At 53.9% G+C, this 18,262-nt stretch carries 20 protein-coding genes and 1 tRNA gene; 18 read left to right on the forward strand and 3 right to left on the reverse strand.

Going from position 1 to position 18,262, the window contains the following annotated elements; genetic code table 11:
* From IKB43_08565 to IKB43_08615, 11 genes are all read left to right on the forward strand, one after another.
* On the forward strand, positions 1-606 hold a 606-nt coding region (locus IKB43_08565), incomplete at its 5' end, for an NAD(P)H-dependent oxidoreductase subunit E (protein ID MBR2470185.1).
* A gap of 2 nt (positions 607-608) precedes the next feature.
* Positions 609-1,916 carry an NADH-quinone oxidoreductase subunit NuoF gene (nuoF, locus tag IKB43_08570; protein ID MBR2470186.1) on the forward strand — a complete coding sequence of 436 codons (1,308 nt, stop codon included), beginning with the start codon at positions 609-611 and terminating at the stop codon, positions 1,914-1,916.
* 4 nt (positions 1,917-1,920) lie between these two features.
* A complete protein-coding gene (locus tag IKB43_08575; protein MBR2470187.1) occupies positions 1,921-3,540 on the forward strand; it encodes a (2Fe-2S)-binding protein in 1,620 nt (539 codons plus the stop codon).
* A complete protein-coding gene (locus IKB43_08580) occupies positions 3,540-4,895 on the forward strand; it encodes an NADH-quinone oxidoreductase subunit H (GenBank protein MBR2470188.1) in 1,356 nt (451 codons plus the stop codon). Before IKB43_08575 ends, IKB43_08580 begins: the two co-directional genes overlap by 1 nt.
* Positions 4,895-5,461, forward strand: coding sequence for an NADH-quinone oxidoreductase subunit I (locus IKB43_08585; GenBank protein ID MBR2470189.1), 567 nt, complete (start codon positions 4,895-4,897; stop codon positions 5,459-5,461). Before IKB43_08580 ends, IKB43_08585 begins: the two co-directional genes overlap by 1 nt.
* Complete coding sequence (locus IKB43_08590) at positions 5,461-6,003, forward strand: NADH-quinone oxidoreductase subunit J (protein MBR2470190.1); 543 nt, start codon at positions 5,461-5,463, stop codon at positions 6,001-6,003. Before IKB43_08585 ends, IKB43_08590 begins: the two co-directional genes overlap by 1 nt.
* Positions 6,003-6,317 carry an NADH-quinone oxidoreductase subunit NuoK gene (gene nuoK, locus IKB43_08595; protein MBR2470191.1) on the forward strand — a complete coding sequence of 105 codons (315 nt, stop codon included), beginning with the start codon at positions 6,003-6,005 and terminating at the stop codon, positions 6,315-6,317. Before IKB43_08590 ends, nuoK begins: the two co-directional genes overlap by 1 nt.
* Positions 6,318-6,320: 3 nt before the next feature.
* Entirely contained in the window at positions 6,321-8,276 is a 1,956-nt protein-coding gene (nuoL, locus tag IKB43_08600) for an NADH-quinone oxidoreductase subunit L (protein MBR2470192.1), read from the forward strand.
* Positions 8,276-9,997, forward strand: coding sequence for an NADH-quinone oxidoreductase subunit M (locus tag IKB43_08605; GenBank protein MBR2470193.1), 1,722 nt, complete (start codon positions 8,276-8,278; stop codon positions 9,995-9,997). Before nuoL ends, IKB43_08605 begins: the two co-directional genes overlap by 1 nt.
* Entirely contained in the window at positions 9,990-11,459 is a 1,470-nt protein-coding gene (locus IKB43_08610; protein ID MBR2470194.1) for an NADH-quinone oxidoreductase subunit N, read from the forward strand. The genes IKB43_08605 and IKB43_08610 overlap by 8 nt, the downstream gene beginning before the upstream one ends.
* Positions 11,460-11,563: 104 nt before the next feature.
* On the forward strand, positions 11,564-13,756 hold the full coding sequence (locus IKB43_08615; GenBank protein ID MBR2470195.1) for a hypothetical protein: 2,193 nt from the start codon (positions 11,564-11,566) through the stop codon (positions 13,754-13,756).
* Between the two features lie 4 nt (positions 13,757-13,760).
* Here IKB43_08615 and rph read toward each other — a convergent pair whose 3' ends face one another.
* The 3 genes from rph to IKB43_08630 form a co-directional block, all read right to left on the reverse strand.
* Complete coding sequence (gene rph, locus IKB43_08620; GenBank protein MBR2470196.1) at positions 13,761-14,483, reverse strand: ribonuclease PH; 723 nt, start codon at positions 14,481-14,483, stop codon at positions 13,761-13,763.
* A 30-nt stretch (positions 14,484-14,513) separates the two neighbouring features.
* On the reverse strand, positions 14,514-15,074 hold the full coding sequence (locus IKB43_08625; protein ID MBR2470197.1) for a hypothetical protein: 561 nt from the start codon (positions 15,072-15,074) through the stop codon (positions 14,514-14,516).
* Between the two features lie 94 nt (positions 15,075-15,168).
* A tRNA-Met gene (locus IKB43_08630) sits at positions 15,169-15,231 on the reverse strand.
* 373 nt (positions 15,232-15,604) lie between these two features.
* On the opposite strand from IKB43_08630, the gene IKB43_08635 reads away from it, so the two are divergent.
* The 7 genes from IKB43_08635 (at position 15,605) to IKB43_08665 (ending at position 18,142) form a co-directional block, all read left to right on the forward strand.
* Positions 15,605-16,009 (forward strand): hypothetical protein, encoded by a 405-nt coding sequence (locus IKB43_08635; GenBank protein ID MBR2470198.1) that lies wholly within the window; start codon positions 15,605-15,607, stop codon positions 16,007-16,009.
* Between the two features lie 2 nt (positions 16,010-16,011).
* Positions 16,012-16,245: a hypothetical protein gene (locus IKB43_08640; GenBank protein MBR2470199.1), complete on the forward strand. Its 234-nt coding sequence runs from the start codon at positions 16,012-16,014 to the stop codon at positions 16,243-16,245.
* A gap of 12 nt (positions 16,246-16,257) precedes the next feature.
* Entirely contained in the window at positions 16,258-16,635 is a 378-nt protein-coding gene (locus IKB43_08645) for a hypothetical protein (GenBank protein ID MBR2470200.1), read from the forward strand.
* Positions 16,636-16,646: 11 nt separating this feature from the next.
* Positions 16,647-16,820 (forward strand): hypothetical protein, encoded by a 174-nt coding sequence (locus IKB43_08650; protein ID MBR2470201.1) that lies wholly within the window; start codon positions 16,647-16,649, stop codon positions 16,818-16,820.
* A gap of 2 nt (positions 16,821-16,822) precedes the next feature.
* On the forward strand, positions 16,823-17,233 hold the full coding sequence (locus IKB43_08655; protein MBR2470202.1) for a hypothetical protein: 411 nt from the start codon (positions 16,823-16,825) through the stop codon (positions 17,231-17,233).
* A gap of 31 nt (positions 17,234-17,264) precedes the next feature.
* Positions 17,265-17,546, forward strand: coding sequence for a hypothetical protein (locus IKB43_08660; protein MBR2470203.1), 282 nt, complete (start codon positions 17,265-17,267; stop codon positions 17,544-17,546).
* Positions 17,547-18,058: 512 nt separating this feature from the next.
* Entirely contained in the window at positions 18,059-18,142 is an 84-nt protein-coding gene (locus IKB43_08665) for a hypothetical protein (protein MBR2470204.1), read from the forward strand.
* The last annotated feature ends 120 nt before the right edge of the window (positions 18,143-18,262 follow it).

An 18,262-nucleotide genomic window follows, 5' to 3' on the forward strand; every position in this document is an offset into this window, starting at 1 on the left:
AAGGCCTTGAACATCAAGACCGGCGAAACAACCCCTGATGGACTTTTCACCATTCTCCAGGTAGAATGCCTGGGCAGCTGCGGCAACGGCCCCATGATGCTGGTGAACGACGATTTCGCCACCGACGTGGAAGGGGACCAGCTGGTGATGAAACCGGGTACTACCCTTACCACCGACAGCATTGACCGTATTCTCAAGTGGTGCTATGCTCACGAAGACAACATGCCCAAGCACGATGTGTTGGGCGGTATCGTTAAGGGTCACAGCGGACACCCTGGCGCTCCCGGCGCCAAGGCGAAGCCACAGGTGGCCGACTACGCTCCACCTTCTCCGGTGCTGAACGTGAAGGCCGAAGCCGACGACGCTGGCGCCACCCTCACCTGGAAGGGTGCTCCCGAATTCACGAAGCTGGTGGTGGAAAAGAAGAACGGCACCAAGTGGGACGCCGTGGGCGAGCCCGGCGTGAAGGACAAGAGTTTCCTCGACGCAAACGGCAAGGTGGGTGATGTGTATCGCATGATTGCCACTTCCGGCGAACGCACGGCGAAACCTTCCAAGGAAGCTACCGCTACTCAGAAGCCCGCGCCGGTAGAGGAGGCTAAGTAATTATGGCTGAATGTGTAAAAGTTTGTACAGCGAACTTCGGCAAGGGCGCCCAGGACATCGAAGTCTATAAGAAGCTGGGCGGCTACGCCAATATTTCCGAAAAGCTCTTCAACATGAGCCAGTTCGAACTCATCGACTACGTGCAGCGCTCTAACCTGCGCGGCCGTGGCGGTGCAGGGTTCCCCACGGGCATGAAGTGGAGTTTTGTTCCCCGCAATTCCGGCAAGCCCGTGTATATCGTGGTGAACGCCGACGAAGGCGAAGGCGGAACTTTCAAGGATCATTTCTTGATGCTGGAAGACCCCCACCGTCTTATCGAAGGCCTGATTATCGCCGGTTGGGCACTGGGCAGCCGCGCGGCCTACATCTACTGCCGTGGCGAATTTTTGCCCTGCATCGAAAGCATCAACAAGGCCTTGAACCAGGCATACGCTGCCGGTTACCTGGGTGAAAACATTATGGGCACCAAGTTCTGCTTTGACATCTTTGTCCATCGCGGAGCGGGCGCCTACATCTGCGGTGAAGAAACCGCCCTTATCAATTCTCTCGAAGGCCAGAAGGGTCAGCCCCGTCTTAAGCCGCCTTTCCCGGCGGTAAGCGGCGCCTGGAAGAGCCCCACCTGCGTGAACAACGTGGAGACCATCATGGCCCTTCCGTGGATCCTGAGCCATGAACCCGAAGAATACGCCAAGATGGGAACTCCCCGTGCTGGCGGTACCAAGGTGTTCTGCATCTCTGGCGACGTGAAGAATCCGGGCGTGTACGAGGCTCCTCTCGGCACTCCCATGATGACCATGATTAACGACTACGCCGGTGGCGTTGTGGGCGGAAAGCTCAAGGCCGTGCTGCCGGGCGGATCCTCTTGCGCTCCCTTGACTGCCGAAGAAGCGGCCGTGGCCACCATGGATTATGAATGCCTCGCCTCCATGAAGACCATGTTCGGTTCTGGCGCCATGATCGTGATTAACGATACCCACAACATGGTGGACCTGCTGAACTGCCTCGGCAACTTCTACAGCCACGAATCCTGTGGCCAGTGCACGCCTTGCCGCGAAGGTACGGGTCTTCTGCACCGCATGTTGAACCTGATTGTTGAAGGCAAGGGTCACGACGGCGACGTGGAACTGATGCAGAGCCTCTGCGGCGGTTTCGGCGGCGTGACCATTTGTCCTCTTTCCATTTCGCTGGGTGGCCCTGTAAGTTCTTATACGGCCAAGTTCCGTGCGGACTTTGACGAATACATCGCAAAGAACCCGGACCACGCCAAGCCCCGTGTTCAAGAAACCTATCGTCCTGGAATTTTCTGGTAATATTATGAGTAACTACTACAACATGCCGAAACTCCCGACCGAGAACAGCCCGAAGGTGGAAATCTTCGTGGACGACAAGCCGGTGATGGTTCCTGGCGATACGAATCTTCTCGAAGCCCTCAAGGCCGTGGGTATCGAAACGCCCCACGTATGTTACCACCCGTTCCTCCCGGTGTCGGGCAACTGCCGCCAGTGCCTGGTGGAGCAAGAAGGCCCCCGCGGTCGTATGCTGGTGATTGCCTGCTACACGCCGGTGGCTCCGGGTATGAAAATCTATACGCCGGCCTCCAGCGCCCGCGTGAAAAACGCCCGCAAGGCCACTCAGGAGTTCATGCTGGTGAACCACCCGCTGGATTGCCCCATCTGCGACAAGGCCGGCGAGTGCACCCTGCAAGAAAACTATATGGAAGCGGGTCAGAACGAATCCCGCATGCGTCCCGAATACGGCAAGAACTACCACGGCAATCCGGCGCACCAGTTCATTGACGCCAAGGGCCAGCTCCGGGGTGGCAAGCATGTGGACTTGGGCCCCCGCGTTTTGCTGGACGAAGAACGTTGCGTGCAGTGCGACCGCTGCGTGCGCTTTATGCGTAGCATCGCCGGTTCCGAACAGCTCCAGCTGGCGGGCCGTGCCGACCACACCTACATCACTACGTTCCCGGGCGAAAAGCTGGACCACGAATACGACCTGTGCGTCACCGACGTTTGCCCGGTGGGCGCCATGACGGCCAAGTACTTCCGCTTCCAGAAGCGCGTCTGGCTCCTTTCCCACACGCCCACGGTTTCCATGGACGATTCCCTGGGGGCAAACATCTGGCTGGACCATGCCGACGGTCGCATCTATCGCGTGATGCCCCGCTGCAATCCGGAAGTGAACCGCAGCTGGCTTTCTAACACCAGCCGTCTCGCGTTCCAGAATTTTGACAAGAACCGCCTTCCGTTCATGGGATTCCATGTAATCCAGAACCTGGTTTCCGGAGTCAAGGCGGAAGGGGGCAAGATTGCCCTTGCCGCTGGCGGCACCTGCACCATCGAGGACCTTGCGGCCCTCCGCATGCTGAAGGATTCCCTTGGCGACAGCGCCGAGCTGTTCGGCGGTACGTTCAAGAAGGTGGGTTCTCCCGACGGCATCGCCATGAGCGGTGACCCCATGGCCAACCGCGCAGGCTTCAAGCTCATGGGCGTCCCCGAAAACAACCTCGCAGACCTCACGAAGCGTGCCGGCGAATTCAAGCTGCTCCTGACCGTGAACCTGGATATCTTCGGCGAAGATGCATCCCAGGCTTCCGCCCTCGAAAAGATCCAGAACCGCGTGGTGCTTTCGGCTTTCAACGACGAGACCGCCGCTCACGGCACCCTCTCTTGCGGTGTGCGCCACTGGAGCGAAGTCCAGGGCACTATGGTGAACAGCCTGAACATTCTGCAAAAGCTGAATGCCTGCCCGGTATGCCCCGACGAGAAGATCCGCCCGGCCTACGAAATCCTTTCGGAACTGGCCGGATGCAAGTTCGAGTCCGCGGCAGACGCCTTTAAACATGCTGGCGAATACGCTCCCGCTCTCGCAGGCCTTTCTTACGATGCCATCAAGAGTACAGGCAAACTCCTCGAAGGAGGTGAAGCATAATGGATATTATTGAATCCAAGACCTGGGTGGAATGGCTCATCACTATCGGAAAGTTCGCTTTCTGCTTTGTGCCGGTCCTTTACATCCTGTTGCTTATTCCTATGGAACGCCGCGGCGCTGGCTTTATGCAAGACCGTCAGGGTCCCAACCGTTCCTATATCAAGATTCCCTATTTCGGAAAGATCCGTTTGCTGGGGTATGTGCAGAACATGTGCGACGGCACCAAGCTGTTCTTCAAGGAAATGTTCGCTCCCAAGGGCGCAAACAAGTTCTTGTACTACGTGGCGCCTGCTATTCCTTTCGCTATCGTTTTCTTAAGCCCCTGCGTGATTCCCTGGTTTGGTCCCATGGTCTTTGAATGGGGTGGCAAGACGGTCCGCATTGCGGGCTCCATCGTGGATTCCGACGTGGGCGTGCTCCTGCTGTTCGGGCTTTCGTCCCTTTCGGCTTACGGTGCCGTGTTGGCCGGTTGGGCGTCCAAGTCCAAGTATAGCTTCTTGGGAGCGCTCCGTACCAGTTCCATGACCATCAGCTACGAAGTCTGTCTCGGTCTTTCCATGATGGGCATCTTGCTCCTTGCAGGCTCCTTCAACCTAACCGATATCGTGAACTGGCAGGAACACCACGCCTGGGGCATTGTGGTCCAGCCGGTGGCCTTCTTCTGCTTCCTCATCGCAAGCATCGCCGAAACGGGCCGCGCTCCCTTTGACGTGGCCGAAGGCGAACCCGAACTGGTTGCCGGTTACCATACCGAATATGGTGCCATGCAGTTCGGCCTGTTCTACATGGGTGAATACTCCCACATCTGCATCAACAGCTTCCTCATCGCGACCCTCTTTTTGGGCGGCTACTCCGTGCCTTTCGTGACGACGGAAACCATGCAGGCCCACATGGGAGGCTCTCTCGCCATCCTCTTTGGCGTGCTCGCCTTCCTCGCTCTTGCGTTCCTCCACTTGATTTACCGCTATTCCGCAAAGCTTGCCAAGCGTGCCCAGTCCAACAAGATGGAAATCTTGCAGGAATACAAGCTTTACAAGCTCGTCGCCTGGGTGGCCGTCGTGGTGTTTGTCGCCCTGGGTGCTTGTGCCTGGCTGTTCTACAATCCCGCGAACTTCGTGGTGAACGGCTTTGCCGTGGGTAGCCTTGCGACAGCCGTGGGTACGGCCCTTATCCACTTGCTGGTGCTTGTGGTCAAGAGCGTGTTTTTCTGCTGGGTGTGGATCTGGGTCCGCTGGACTCTGCCTCGCTTCCGCTATGACCACGTGATGCATCTCGGCTGGAAGATTATCTTGAATATCGCCCTCATTAACCTCGTGGTGACAGCGGTCATCGCCAAACTCGTAGGGGGTAACTAATGCGCGTTATTAGACAGAAACCCATGACCCTGGGTGAACGCCTCTATATCTTTGAGGCCATTCGCGGTCTGTGGACAACTCTCAAGCACGCTGCCCGCGGTCTTTTCGACTACGACAGCCTGCCTACCATCTCTTACCCCGAAGGTCAGCCCGAAGTGCGCAACACCTACCGTGCCAAGCACCGCCTGATGCTTCGCCCCGACGGGACTCCCCGTTGCGTGGCCTGCGGCATGTGCGCTGCGGCTTGCCCTGCTCACTGCATCTTTATCGAGGCTACTCAGAGTGACGACCCCCGTATCGAAAAGCGGGTGATGCGTTTTGACATCGACCACCTGACCTGCGTGTTCTGCGGTCTCTGCGTCGAGGCCTGTCCGGTAGATGCGCTCCGCATGGATACCAAGGTAATCAGTTTCGAACATCGCACCCGCGACGAATTTGTATCCAGTCTTTTCGATTTGACCAACTGGAATCCTGCCGACTATCCCGAAGACGAGCAGAGCCAGAAGGCTCCTGGCGGGACTCTGAACAAGCAGGCTCTGGAAACCTGGGGAATGGAGGTTAAGTAATGCTCGCTCTCGTTTACTTTATTATTCTCGCCGTGATTGCCGTAGGGGCCGCCCTTTGCGTGCTCCTTTCCAGGCATCCTCTGTACGGCGCTCTTTCCCTGGTGGTGTCCATGGTCTCCCTGGCCGGCATCTACGGCCTTGTAGGCAGCCCCTTCTTGGGAGTTGTCCAGATTATGGTCTATGCGGGCGCTATCATGATGCTCGTGACCTTTGTGATTATGGTCTTAAACGGTGCCAAGGATAAGCGGACTCCCATGTTCGACGGGGTGTCTTTCTTTATTATCCCCGCCGTTCTGGTTCTTGCCGCCATGGTGGGCTTTGCCTTGCTGCGTTCCACTATGACATTTGATTCTGCAACTGTGGCAGGTTCCGTGAAGGTGACTTCGGAAACTCTGTTCAACATGGCCTCTACGGGCCCCGGGTATTTCCTTTTGTTCGAGGTGATTGGCGTGCTGTTGCTTTCGGCGATGGTGGCGGCCATCTTCCTTGCCAAGAGACACCTTGGTTCTGTGATTAGCGAAAATACGGAGGATAAGCACTGATGGAACTCCAACCGTTATACATCCAGATTCTTGCCCTGGTGATTTTCGCCATCGGCATCATCGTCGCCGTTGCCCGCCGCAACCTGTTCTTTGTGCTCATGGGCGTAGAACTGGCCCTGAATGCCGTGAACCTCTCCTTTGTGGGCTTTGCAAAGACGCTTCCTGCAGAGGCTAGCGTTACGGGTCAGATTGTGCCGCTGTTCTCCATAGCGGTGGCGGCGGCCGAGGCCTGCGTGGGCTTTGCCATGGTCATCATGATTTTCCGTAACAAGGAAAGCGTTGATGCGGATTCTTATTCGGATATGAAGGGGTAGGCTATGACACATTTACCACTTTGGTTTATTCCTCTTTTCCCCCTGATCGGTACCATCCTTCTGGGAACCATCGCCGTGGTTTCTTCGGGCGCAAAGAAGGGCCCCTCCGAAGGTCTCGTCGGGACTCTTGCGGTGTTGTTCCCGGCGCTCTCCTTTGCCGTGGTGGCAATCCTTGCCTGCAGCATGCCCGAGGCCGGGTTCAGGGAAACCCTCTGCAACTGGATTGATATTCCCCTGTTTCGGGCGGATATCGGTTTCCTGTTCGACGGACTTTCCCGCATCATGCTCCTGTTCGTCACGGGAATCGGCTCCCTCATCGCCATGTACTCCATCGGTTACATGCACGGCGACCGTGGCTTTGCCAGGTTCTTCGCCTACATCAACCTGTTCCTGTTCAGCATGGTGGTGTTGGTGCTTGCCGACAGCCTGCTTCTCACCTTCCTCGGTTGGGAAGGCGTGGGCCTCTGCTCTTACCTGCTTATCGGCTTCTGGAATCAGGATATCAAGAACTGCAAGGCGGCAAACAAGGCCTTTATCGTGAACCGCGTGGGCGATATCGGGTTCTTGTTGGGCATGCTTACCCTTGTGACTATCGGTGGCTCCAGCCTGTTGAACTACGACGGCCTTGCCGCTTTCATCAACATGGTGATTGGTGCCGGCGAAGTTGTGGAACTGGTTCTGCCCCTTTCTCTTGCAGGACTCCTCTTCTTTATCGGTTGCACTGGCAAGTCGGCCCAGATTCCCCTGTTGACCTGGCTTCCCGACGCCATGGCGGGTCCGACCCCCGTGTCCGCTCTTATTCATGCGGCCACCATGGTGACCAGCGGCGTTTACCTGCTGGCCCGTCTCTCGATGATGTTCTGCCTGCTGGAGCATGTGCTCTTGATTATCGTTTTCGTGGGCATGTTCACGGCCCTCTGGGCGGCCATTGCGGGCCTTCTGCAAAACGACATCAAGAAGGTTCTGGCCTACTCGACAATTTCCCAGTTGGGCTACATGTTCATGGCGGCAGGCGTCTGTGCCTTTGATGCTTCTATTTTCCATGTGTTCACCCACGCCTTCTTCAAGGCGGCCTTGTTCCTTGGAGCCGGTGCGGTTATCCATTCCCTCGCTGGGGAGCAGGATATGCGCCGTATGGGCGGGCTTATCAACAAGACTCCCGTGACGGCCTGCGTCATGATTTTTGCCTTCCTCGCCATTGTCGGGTTCCCCGGCTTTGCGGGCTTCTGGTCCAAGGACTTGATTCTGGAACGCATTTTCGTGAGTGGCCCCATTCTTGGCCCCATCGTCTATGTGGTGGGTCTTGCCACGGCGGTGATTACCGCGGTCTATATGGGACGCCTGATTATCATGACCTTCTTTGGCAAATATCGCGGTGATAAGGAAACCGAGGAACATATCCACGAGGCTCCGGCGGTGATGCTGTTCCCCATGGTGATTCTCGCCTTCGGTGCTATCTTCTCCGGCTATCTGTGGGCTGATTCCATTGGCCTTACCTTCTTCCGCGACAGCATGGCTTCTGTGGTGGGTCACGCCCAGGCTCTTTACCTGGCGGCAAATCCTGCCGCTCACGTGAACCCGGTTATCTTTGCCGCTCTTGGCACGCTGGCTGCCCTCGGCGGTATGTATATCGCCTGGAAGGTATTTAGCCGCGCCCGTATCATCGGTGTCAAGGGAGCCTCTACGGTTCCCGAAGGCAGCGCCGCTTCCTGGACGTTCCTTTGGGACTATATCCACTGCGCATTTATTGCCGGTGTGAACATTCTGGCCTGGTTCTGCGACGTGGTGGTGGAAAAGGTACTGCAGGCAATCCAGTGGACCCTTGCCGCCATCGTCGAAATCCTCGGCGACGGGGCGTCTATCCTCCAGGTCCGCAAGGTTCGTCTCCAGCTCTCGTTTAGCGTTGCAGGGGTTGCACTCCTTGTAATGCTGGTCATTTTCTCGGGAGGACTCGTCTAATGTTGTTAAATCTTCTCGTTATCGCGCCCTTTGTTGCCGCCATCCTGATGGTGCTCAACTCCAAGGAAGACTCCAGCGCGTCTTCTCGCATGGCAATCCTCATGGGTGTGGCCTTTGCGGTTATGTCCGTGGCCTTGATTGTCACGGGTAACCAGGCGACCACCCCTGTGGAATGGTTCCACATTCCGGGAACCCGCGGTCCGGTTTACTACTACCTCTACGCCCACGGTCTGGGTGCCTGGATGGTGTTCCTTTCTTGTGGTCTCTCCTTAGTTGCTCTGATTTCTGCCCGTAGCATTACGGGCAAGAGCTACCGCAATTTCGCCATCGGCATCTTCGCCTTGATGGGCGCCATGAACGGAACCTTCCTTGCGGCAGACGCCGTGCTGTTCTTCTTCTTCTTCGAAGCCATGGTGATTCCTGCGGCAATCCTGATTGCGGCTTTCGGTGGCGAAAAGAGGACTACGGCGGCCATGACCTTTGCCATCTACACTCTGGTGGGCTCTGCTCCCATGATGGTGGCCCTCTGGTACTTGCTGACCATAGCCGACAACTCCCTGTTGCTCTCTATGGCGGTGGCTGTCCAGAGTTTGCCTGCAGATACCCAGACCCTGGTGATGCTCAGCTTCTTGCTTGCCTTCTTGGTGAAGACTCCTATCTTCCCCTTCCATGGTTGGCAAGCCATTACCTATGCCGAAGCTCCTGCACCTCTGTCTGCAATCCTTACGGGTGCCATGAGCAAGGCGGGCGTGTTCGGCTTTATCGCCTGGGTCTTGCCCATATTCCCCATGAACTTGAATTACATTTCTGGCCTTATGTGGCTTGGCCTCGGTACGGCGATTTATGGAGCCCTCATGGCGCTCCGGGCTACCGACGGCAAGAGGCTCTTGGCCTATAGTTCCATGAGCCACCTGGGCTTTGCGGTGGCAGGTGTCTTCAGCCTTTCCGAAGCCATGCTCCCCGCGGTGTTGGTGCTTCTGGTGGCCCACGGTATCTCTGCCGGTGTCCAGTATTTCTTGATGGGCGTTGCCGAACGCATGACCGGCACCCGCAACATCAACGAAATGGGCGGTCTTTCTTCAAAGAATCCCGTGTTCAGTTTCCTCTTCGGTGCGGCTGGCGTCATGGCTCTTGCCGTTCCCGGTACTGCCGGATTCGTGGGCGAATTTACAGTGCTCCTTTCCCTGTGGGATTTGGGACCCCTGCCTGCATTGGTGGGCGGTTTCTGCCTGATTCTTTCGGCCACTTACGTGCTCCGCTTTGTCCAGAAGGTTATCTTCGGCAAGCCCGCCCGTGAGTACCAGGAAGGTACAAGGACCACGGCTCTGGAAGGGGTTGCCTTCGGTTCCATGCTGGCGCTGCTTCTGGCCTTCGGTCTGCACCCCGCATTCGTGACCAATTCCTTGCACCTGTTCGACGAGGGAATTACCGAAGAATCGACGACGGAAGTTGTAGAGGAGGTTACAGAACCTGCAGAACAGCCCATGACTGCCGAAGAGTTGCGGGAACTGGATTCCACTCTTGCCGCTTCTGGTTTTACGGAAGAAGAACGCAAGGCCTTGCTTGCCCAGATCCAGTCTGAAACCCTGGCTGTAGATTCTGCGGTGGCCGCTTCTGAAGCGGAGGAGCAATCGGCTGTAGTGGGTACGGATTCTTCTGCGGCAGGGGTTGAACAGCCTGCGGTAGAAACTGAAAAGACGGAGGCATCCGAAAATGAGTAATTACATCAATCTTATGCCGGTGATCCTTGTGATTCTCGGGGCCATAGTTTCCATTGCCGCGGAACCCTTTATCAAGGACGAAAACAAGCACAAGGTTTTGCCGTGGTCAGCTGCATTCTTCGTGGCGCTTGCCATGGTGTCTTGTGCGCTTCTTTCTCCGGATACGCTTTTCAACCTGTTTGCCATGGATCCTGTCCGTCGACTGTTGACGGGAGCGGTTCTCTTCTGTTCTCTTCTTGGAATTTCTGGTATCCAGTGGACTCTGGGTCACGAAAAACATAAGGGCGGCGAACCCTACGGTCTCATGCTTTTGGCTACGGGCGGAGCCTTGCTCATGATCCAGGCCATCGATTATTTGGCCTTGTTCATCGCCATGGAACTGACCTCTTTCCCGGTGTACGCCCTGGTGGGGCTCCGTCGCAGGAACACCAATTCGGCTGAAGGCGTGTTCAAGTATTTTGTGTCGGGAGCCATTTTCAGCGCCATTTTCCTGTATGGTGTAGCCATGATTTACGGTGCTACGGGAACCACCAGCTTCTATTCAAGCTGCATTTTGTGGCGTGAACCGCTCTACGCTATCGGTGTACTGATGGTGCTTTTCGGCGTGCTGTTCAAGGCGGGTGCCGCTCCGGTTCACTACTGGGTGGCCGACGTCTATACCGGTGCCGCCGTGGCCGTTACAGGCTTTATGGCTGCCGTCGTGAAGGTGGCCGCTCTTGCTGCTCTCGGCTCTATCTGGCTCTCTGTGCTGGTGACCAAGGCTTCGTCCGCTCCTGCCTGGAATTTGGCCGAACCGGTGACCATTGATTCCCAGTCCGAATCCCTGGGCGTGATGGTAATGATTGTTGCTATTCTATCCATAGCAATTGGAGCTTTTGGAGGTCTTGCGCAAAAATCCATCCGCCGCATTTTGGCGTTCTCCGCCGTGATGAATGCGGGCTTCATCTTGATTGGGTTGTTGTTGCCCGATTACTTGGTTTCTGGCAGGGTGCAATTTGGCCCCATGTTCTATTTCTTGATTACCTACGCCGTGGCCTCTGCCGGTGCTCTTACCGGGGTTGCTTATTTGGCGGGTAAAGACGACAAGAACGAAACCTTAGATGACTTGCAGGGTGCAGGCCGTAGGCGTCCTTTCGTGTCGCTGGCGGTGGCTGTGTGCCTTGCCTCCTTGGCCGGGCTTCCCCCTGTTGCTGGGTTCCTTGCCAAGTTCGTGCTCTTTACGGGGGCTTTCTCTGCGGACATGTCCTGGATTGCAGTGACGGGCTTTGGCTTTTCCTTGGTGGCTGCGGCCTACTACCTGCGCATTGCCTATGTGCTGTTTGCGCCTGCCAAGAAAACCTGCGAATGTAAGTGCCAGTGTGCGGACAATGCGGTCTTTGGCTATATGCTGAAGTTTACCGTGGCAGTTGCGGCCGCGGCCTTGCTGGTGATGGGAGTGTTCCCGAGCCTCGCTCTGCTGTAATTAAAGGATAGAGTGCGTTTTACCACTCCGGTCCTGGTGCCGGAGTTCTTTTTTTTATCTGGATGTTATATATTTGGATTAGAAGTTTTTAAGGGGGGGGGAAGATGATGTATAAAAAAATATCTTCTCGACTGGTTTTCTTTTTTTGCGTTATTTCGGTGATATCGTTGTTTACCGCTTGTGGTGGGGACAACGGGAGTAGTGCCGACGAACAGGAGTCGTTGCAGTCTAGCGACGCCTCCGTAATTGATGACGAATCTTCTTCTTCTGTTGAAAAGAATGCGGAATCAAAATCGTCTAGCAGTTTCGCCGAGAGCGAGGATTCTTCGTCTTCAGAAGAGAATGTTGATCCCGAAGCCATTCCCACTTCCATGGAAGGTGTAAACGGCTACATGCAAAAGGGACCGTTCTTGAGCGGTTCCAAAGTTCGAGTTTTGGAACTGGAAAGTGGACGTACTTTGAACCAGACGGGTCTCAACTTTGAAACCAAAATCCAGACGGATGACGGAAAGTTTAAGCTCAATGCCCGTACCATGGTGAGTCAGTACGTGGAACTTCACGCCGATGGTTATTACCGTAACGAGGTTTCGGGAAAGGAATCCGAGGCCCCCATTACCCTGTATGCCATTACCGATGTTCGCAAACGTGATGGAGGTCTGGTGAATATCAACCTGCTTACGCACTTGGAATTCCAGCGCGTAGTCTACCTGGTCAAAGAAAAGAAGATGAAGGTGTACAAGGCCAAGGCTCAAGCCCAACAAGAGGTTCTTGCCATGCTGGACATCACGGGCAGCGAGGGATTTGCCAGTTCTGAAGACTTGAACATTGTGGGAACCTCTGAAGCAGATGGCGCTTTGCTTGCCTTCTCCGTCATGTTCCAGGGAGACCGCTCCGTGGCAAAACTAACGTCTTTGCTCCAAAGTGTGGTGAACGATTTGGAAGAAGATGGCAAATGGGATGATGAAGCTGTCAGGACGGAGATTGCGGACTGGGCGGAAACGCAGGACCATGAGGGTTATTTGGATTCTATCCGCAAGCATGTTGCCGACTGGAAACTGGGCCCTGTTCCAAATTTTGAAAAGTACGTGCGCCATTTCTGGTATTCCAACTATAGGTTGGGGGTATGTTCTACAGAAAATAGAGGTGAGATCCTGAAAAATGGCAACAGGCAGAGTACCAAGAAGGCAATGTATTTCGTTTGTGAAGACAACGCCTGGAGGGAAATGACCGATTTTGAGAAGGATACCTATGACTATGTAAACGAAAGTCCTTGGATCGCCGGCTTTACAGGAGAGGTCCGCAAGGGCGCTGTATCGAACAACTACTATGCCTATGATGGAGAAAAATGGCGCGAGGCCACGGAAGATGAACGAGAAATGTACGACTATGTGAACAACAAGTCCTGGAACGCTGGAGAATATGGAGAACGGAAGAATGGTGCAGTGACGGATACGCTGGTCTACATTTTTGACGGGGCCTGGCGCAAGGCGACAAAATATGAAGCCCTGTGGGGGCTTTGTGACGAGTCCCAAAATGGCAACAGTTATGATGGTGAACATGTCTGTAGTGATGGAGAATGGAAGGAAAAAGCAATAGTTGCTGGATCACTTTGGAATATGAATCCCGAACGGTTCTATCAAGTTCAGACGCCGGAAGTGGTGGAGTGTACTGGCGGTGACCCTGGAGCAATGGATGACTACGGTGCGTCTTGTTTCCAAAACACGGAGGGCTGGTGGTTTGCTTATGATGGTACTGAAGAAAATCCGGGAACAGAGGCTAGTTTTACTCCTATTGCTCGGAATTCGGACGGCTCCTGGAAATTAATAATGGCGGATATGTCGGACGGCACGATTATCCCTGGCGGCAATCTGCTTGATGGCGAGGGACTTCGGGTGACTATATCTACTGCGGGTGGTGCTTCCGATTCTCCAGCTATTGGCGGTATTGGTTTTTATTGGACGAAATCAAAATCCGCGATAGATATTTCCTCCCATGAAGGTTTCTGTCTGGACTATTCGCTTTCTGGGGCCCCAATGTATGTGGAACTGGAGTGGAATACGGATGTTTATGGTTTCGATATTTGGAGAGCCCCGCTTAGTGAGACAAACGGCAAGACTTTAAAAATCCCCTGGAGCGCGTTTTCGCAATCGGGTTGGGATAAAAAACATTCCACAACCATTGCTACGGCTACAGAAAATGTGGTCCGCTTGAATATTGTGTTGCAAAATGGGAATATCAACGAATGGACCAGCGAATTCACCATACATTCGCTGGGCTGGCTTGATGAATGTGATTAGGCCTTTACGGTAACTCCCCGCCAATCAGGGACATCTGCATTTCCTTGATTTCCTTGCAGGCCTTTTCGCCTAGGGCCAGCAGGGCATCCAGGGTCTTGCGGTCGAAAGAGGCGTGCTCGCCGGTCCCCTGCAGTTCGATGTATTCGGCGGCGTCCCGCATCACGATGTTCATATCTACATCGGCCCGGCTGTCTTCTTCGTAGCACAGGTCCAGACGGGGTTCTCCGTCAATGACGCCGACAGAGATGGCGCTGATGTTGTGCAGCAGCACCTGTTCAGTAACCTCGATGGATGGCTTCACCTTCTTGAGGGCGAGGGCCAGCGCCACAAAGCCTCCGATGATGCTTGCGGTACGGGTCCCGCCGTCGGCCTCGATCACGTCGCAGTCCACTACCAGGGCGTGCTCGCCTAGGGCGTTCAGGTTGGCGGCTCCTCGGAGCGAACGACCCACCAGACGTTGAATTTCTTGCGTGCGTCCGCTGGCTCCTTTACGTTCACGTTCTACACGCTGGCCGGTGCTCTGGGGCAGCAGAGAATATTCGGCGGTAATCCAGCCGCGGCCCTTGCCGGCAAGCCACTTGGGAACTTCGGGCAAAAGCGTTGCATTGCACAGCACTCGGGTGTGTCCCATCTCGATAAGCACGGAACCGTCCGCGCTGGACACGAACCCCGTGGTCATCTTGATTTTTCTCATCTCGTCATTTTTACGATTGTCGATACGGCTCATGATTATACCTCTTGCTCTTGAATGTAGTAGTTACCAATCTTCTTCAGTATTTGCGGATTCGCATTCCTTTAGCGCCTCTTCGTACAGGCTCTCGAGCGTTTTGCCGACCTTTTCGTATTCATAGGGCCTAATCATTTCGGAAGAGTGCGTTGTTGGGTTGCACATCCTCTTGACATTTAGGGTGTCGCTCTCATTTTCGTATACAACGCCCTGAGGAGAATTCCTACAGTTGCTTTCGAATACGAATCCAGTGATACTCCAGCTGTCTTCTAGAGTATAGCCGGTTTCATTTGGCGTATAGATTTTGGACACCCAAATGGTATCTTCCGTTCCCGTGGTAATGTTGCTGCAGTGACCATACTTTGCAATGGAGATTTCCCAGGAAGCGTCCGTAATCTTGAAATCGCAGTTGCTTTTCTGGTAGATGTGGCAGTCGAAGTCGAATGGGTCCGAATGTCCCGAACTGTTTGAAGAATCCTTTGTGCCCGTTGCGTCCGGCCCGCTGCCGGAACTGGAGTCGTCGCAAGCATTAAAGGCGAACATCGCAAAGGCGACTGTGCTGATTAAGGAAAGTTTCTTGACGGTCTTCATACTTAATTCCGTGTTGCGGCTTCTGCATTTAAATGTAAAAAATGGTGGCTGGGACAAAAATAGACCCCGAGATTTTTACATCTCGGGGCTTTCGTGGGACCTCCGGGACTTGAACCCGGAACCCGCGGGTTATGAGTCCGCTGCTCTGCCCTGTCCCGCGTAGATACTGGGTTTTCGATTAACGTCTCACAAAAAGCTCACAATTTAAAACCCTGTTTTTGCCTTAAAAAGCCCACTTTTTGTGACCTGGTTTTGAGCTTTTTGCTCATCCCCAGACGTCAAAAATTTACAAAAAATTAACAGGTTGAACCAGGGGGTAAAGACCGTCAAAATTTTTTTTGTACGGCCATTGACAAACCTAACTAAATTAGGTATATTAAGTAGTGAACAAAAGAACACTAAAACGGCTTAAAAAATGACGATAATGTTGACTAGATATTTGATGATTCCAGACGGGAAAAAAAGACTTTCGATTCAATCCATCGAGGCTCGCCAAACGGCGAGCCTCTCTTTTTTTGAGAGGTAAAACCATGAGCTACGACTACCACGAAAACATCAAGGACGACTGCGTGACAGCCATCAAGGAATACCTTGGGTATCACGACGTGAAGGGAATGTCCAAGGAAACGCTGAAAGAGAAATTCCGCGATGCGTTCTGGGTTGACGATTCCGTCACTGGCAATGCTTCGGGGTCCTATACGTTCTCCAGCTATGAAGCAGAGCAGAACATCGCGGGGAACTGGGACTTGCTTGGCGAGGCCATGACCGAGTTTTGCTGCGAGTGCAACGCCATCGAGAAAGGCGCCGAATGGGCGGACGTGACGATTCGCTGCTACCTGCTTGACGAGGGCATCGAAAAGGCGATGGAGGAATTGGAGGAAGAAATCGACAAGGCGATTGAAGAAGAAACCGAAGAAGATAGCGTGGAGGCTTAGCGATGGAAAGGGCGAAAGTGAAAGAACAGTTTGAACGGTTGATGAACGAGTTCAATCAAAAATCCGACGAACTTCAAAAGATGGCGGAGAAAAGCGTCAACGGCACCATGGAAAGGTACACGCTGGCGCAAGCCGACACCGCAGCGGCGAAGCTGCTCGCGCTCAAGGAAGTCGCCTTGAGACTTGGTTTCGCAGTTGTTTACGATGCAATTCAAAACAAGTGGACACTAACCTAAAGGAAAAAAACAATGAAGATAAAAGCATACCTAATCGACGTTATCAACGAGACCCACAAGGCCGTTGAAATTGAAAATAAGCTCGCGGACTACTACCGTGAATTGCAGTGTACCGTGATTGATATTCAGGAACGGAAAATCGGCAAAAAGGTCTTCGACATTATCTGCGACGACGAAGGTCTTTTCAAGCAGCCAGCGAAAATCAGTGCCATCGACAATCTCGGTTCGCCTATGTTTGTCGGCAATCTCCTGGTCGTAAAAAATAAGGACGGAGAGACTACCACATTGAGCGACGAAGATGTATATTACGTTTCCGAACATGTGGAAAAACTTTGTACCAAGCTGTTTCCGAACGGCTACCCGATGCTGACGCAGGTCGAATATTGCTAGGAGGGCTGAACATGAAATTGAACATCGGAGACAAGATTGAAATCATCGAAATGGTTGGCGAACCCCAGTACACGGGCAAGGTCGGCGTCGTCGATTACATCGACAGCAAGGGCCAGGTTTTGGGCAGCTGGGGCGGCTTGGCCGTTCAGCCTGAACGCGATAAAGTTCGATTGCTGGAGGGGTGACGATGGCGGAAGGACAGCTGGATTTCTTTTCCATCTTGGATTCCGCAAGCGAAGCGAACAATGCAAGGCCATGGTGTAAATCATGGCTTTGCGCCCGTAAGAATGACTGCGGAGTCTATGTGGAGAATGTGCAGACATTCAGGCAGGGAGAGGGCTACAGGCGCTACGTGGAGCTGAAATGCGCCCTCGATTACCCGCGGGTCTATTACGCTTGCAGCATCCAGGATAGAATTTCCGGGCGCGGTTCGCCACTGGATGCCGATGGAGATTACTGCTTCGACGTGTTCGACGGAATCGCGGACGTGGAGAAGAAGGTACGCGGCTATCTGACGCGCTGTGCGTCGGGCTACGAGGTGAACCGTTCCTGGATAGATGGCGTGGTGAACATGCTCAAGAACAGCTTGCAGCAATAGTACAAAAGCTATTTTTTAAGCGAGGCAAACAATGAATTACAGAACTCTGTGCAGCTTTTACAAGGGCGAGAAGGAATGTCCCTTTGAAGCTGGGAATGGAAATGCGGGGAAATTCTGGATGGCGGAACGGTTCGTCTGCGAGGAATACGCGCTGACCGTCGAGAAGCAGGTCGAAACCGATTTCTTCCGCATGGTTGCCGCCTACATTTCCAAATGGGCGCCCTACGACTATCCCGACTTGATACGCGACTACCTGTCCAAGTCCGATGCCGATGAAAAAATCAGGGCGCTTGTGACGACGATGTTCCTCTAATGTCAGGCGGCAGTAAGAGCCGCCTTCGGTCTCTTTTTTGCACAAAATATGATTTATTCACTTGAAAAAATCCGATTTTTACTATCTTTGCGCTCGGAGCCTTAGCTCAATCGGTTAGAGCGTCGGACTCATAAAAATTGTGGCACCAGCTTGAAAGAGTTGGATGCGAATGGGAAGAAATCGGTGAAACCTAACCAGCGGTAACGCTGCACGGCAACGCCGAGCCGAGCCAGGGGTACACTCCTGGAAGGTGTAGAGACTAGCGGAGCAGTAGAGCCTGCTTAATGACCGCGCAAGCCTCCCACGCCTAAACCCGCAAGGGCATGGCGAAGACATAGTCCACGGAGGTGCGAAAGCATCACGAACGTAAACCCGTTGGTTCCCGGTTCAAGTCCGGGAGGCTCCACTTAAAGAGGATGAGCTGAACAGCTCACCCTCTTTTTGTTTATCTTTAGGGTAAAGCCCTTGGAGGATTTTTATGCCCTTCGGGGCAGTAAAGGGAGGACAATCACATGAAAATAATCAATATTGGAATTCTTGCCCATGTAGACGCTGGAAAGACGACCTTGACGGGGTGGGTGTCTATCTATTTTTAAAATGATAATTTTAATTACTTGACCGAATCGGTTATTGGTGTTATATTATAAATAACCGATTCGGTTATTTCGTTGAAAGGCAGGGATCAAAGTGGAAAAATTTTTGGCGCTGACGGAAGA

Origin of the sequence: Fibrobacter sp. (assembly GCA_017503015.1) — a bacterium.
Classification (GTDB): domain Bacteria; phylum Fibrobacterota; class Fibrobacteria; order Fibrobacterales; family Fibrobacteraceae; genus Fibrobacter.

Excerpts from the sequence above, each read along its gene's own strand:
- IKB43_08575 (MBR2470187.1), top strand. The coding sequence starts at position 1,921 with ATGAGTAACTACTACAACATGCCGAAACTCCCGACCGAGAACAGCCCG.
- IKB43_08660 (MBR2470203.1), top strand. The coding sequence starts at position 17,265 with ATGAATTACAGAACTCTGTGCAGCTTTTACAAGGGCGAGAAGGAATGT.
- IKB43_08640 (MBR2470199.1), top strand. The coding sequence starts at position 16,012 with ATGGAAAGGGCGAAAGTGAAAGAACAGTTTGAACGGTTGATGAACGAG.
- nuoL (MBR2470192.1), top strand. The coding sequence starts at position 6,321 with ATGACACATTTACCACTTTGGTTTATTCCTCTTTTCCCCCTGATCGGT.
- nuoF (MBR2470186.1), top strand. The coding sequence starts at position 609 with ATGGCTGAATGTGTAAAAGTTTGTACAGCGAACTTCGGCAAGGGCGCC.
- IKB43_08580 (MBR2470188.1), top strand. The coding sequence starts at position 3,540 with ATGGATATTATTGAATCCAAGACCTGGGTGGAATGGCTCATCACTATC.
- IKB43_08605 (MBR2470193.1), top strand. The coding sequence starts at position 8,276 with ATGTTGTTAAATCTTCTCGTTATCGCGCCCTTTGTTGCCGCCATCCTG.
- IKB43_08635 (MBR2470198.1), top strand. The coding sequence starts at position 15,605 with ATGAGCTACGACTACCACGAAAACATCAAGGACGACTGCGTGACAGCC.
- IKB43_08590 (MBR2470190.1), top strand. The coding sequence starts at position 5,461 with ATGCTCGCTCTCGTTTACTTTATTATTCTCGCCGTGATTGCCGTAGGG.
- nuoK (MBR2470191.1), top strand. The coding sequence starts at position 6,003 with ATGGAACTCCAACCGTTATACATCCAGATTCTTGCCCTGGTGATTTTC.
- IKB43_08665 (MBR2470204.1), top strand. The coding sequence starts at position 18,059 with ATGAAAATAATCAATATTGGAATTCTTGCCCATGTAGACGCTGGAAAG.
- IKB43_08655 (MBR2470202.1), top strand. The coding sequence starts at position 16,823 with ATGGCGGAAGGACAGCTGGATTTCTTTTCCATCTTGGATTCCGCAAGC.
- IKB43_08650 (MBR2470201.1), top strand. The coding sequence starts at position 16,647 with ATGAAATTGAACATCGGAGACAAGATTGAAATCATCGAAATGGTTGGC.
- IKB43_08615 (MBR2470195.1), top strand. The coding sequence starts at position 11,564 with ATGATGTATAAAAAAATATCTTCTCGACTGGTTTTCTTTTTTTGCGTT.
- rph (MBR2470196.1), bottom strand. The coding sequence starts at position 14,483 with ATGAGCCGTATCGACAATCGTAAAAATGACGAGATGAGAAAAATCAAG.
- IKB43_08645 (MBR2470200.1), top strand. The coding sequence starts at position 16,258 with ATGAAGATAAAAGCATACCTAATCGACGTTATCAACGAGACCCACAAG.
- IKB43_08625 (MBR2470197.1), bottom strand. The coding sequence starts at position 15,074 with ATGAAGACCGTCAAGAAACTTTCCTTAATCAGCACAGTCGCCTTTGCG.
- IKB43_08610 (MBR2470194.1), top strand. The coding sequence starts at position 9,990 with ATGAGTAATTACATCAATCTTATGCCGGTGATCCTTGTGATTCTCGGG.
- IKB43_08585 (MBR2470189.1), top strand. The coding sequence starts at position 4,895 with ATGCGCGTTATTAGACAGAAACCCATGACCCTGGGTGAACGCCTCTAT.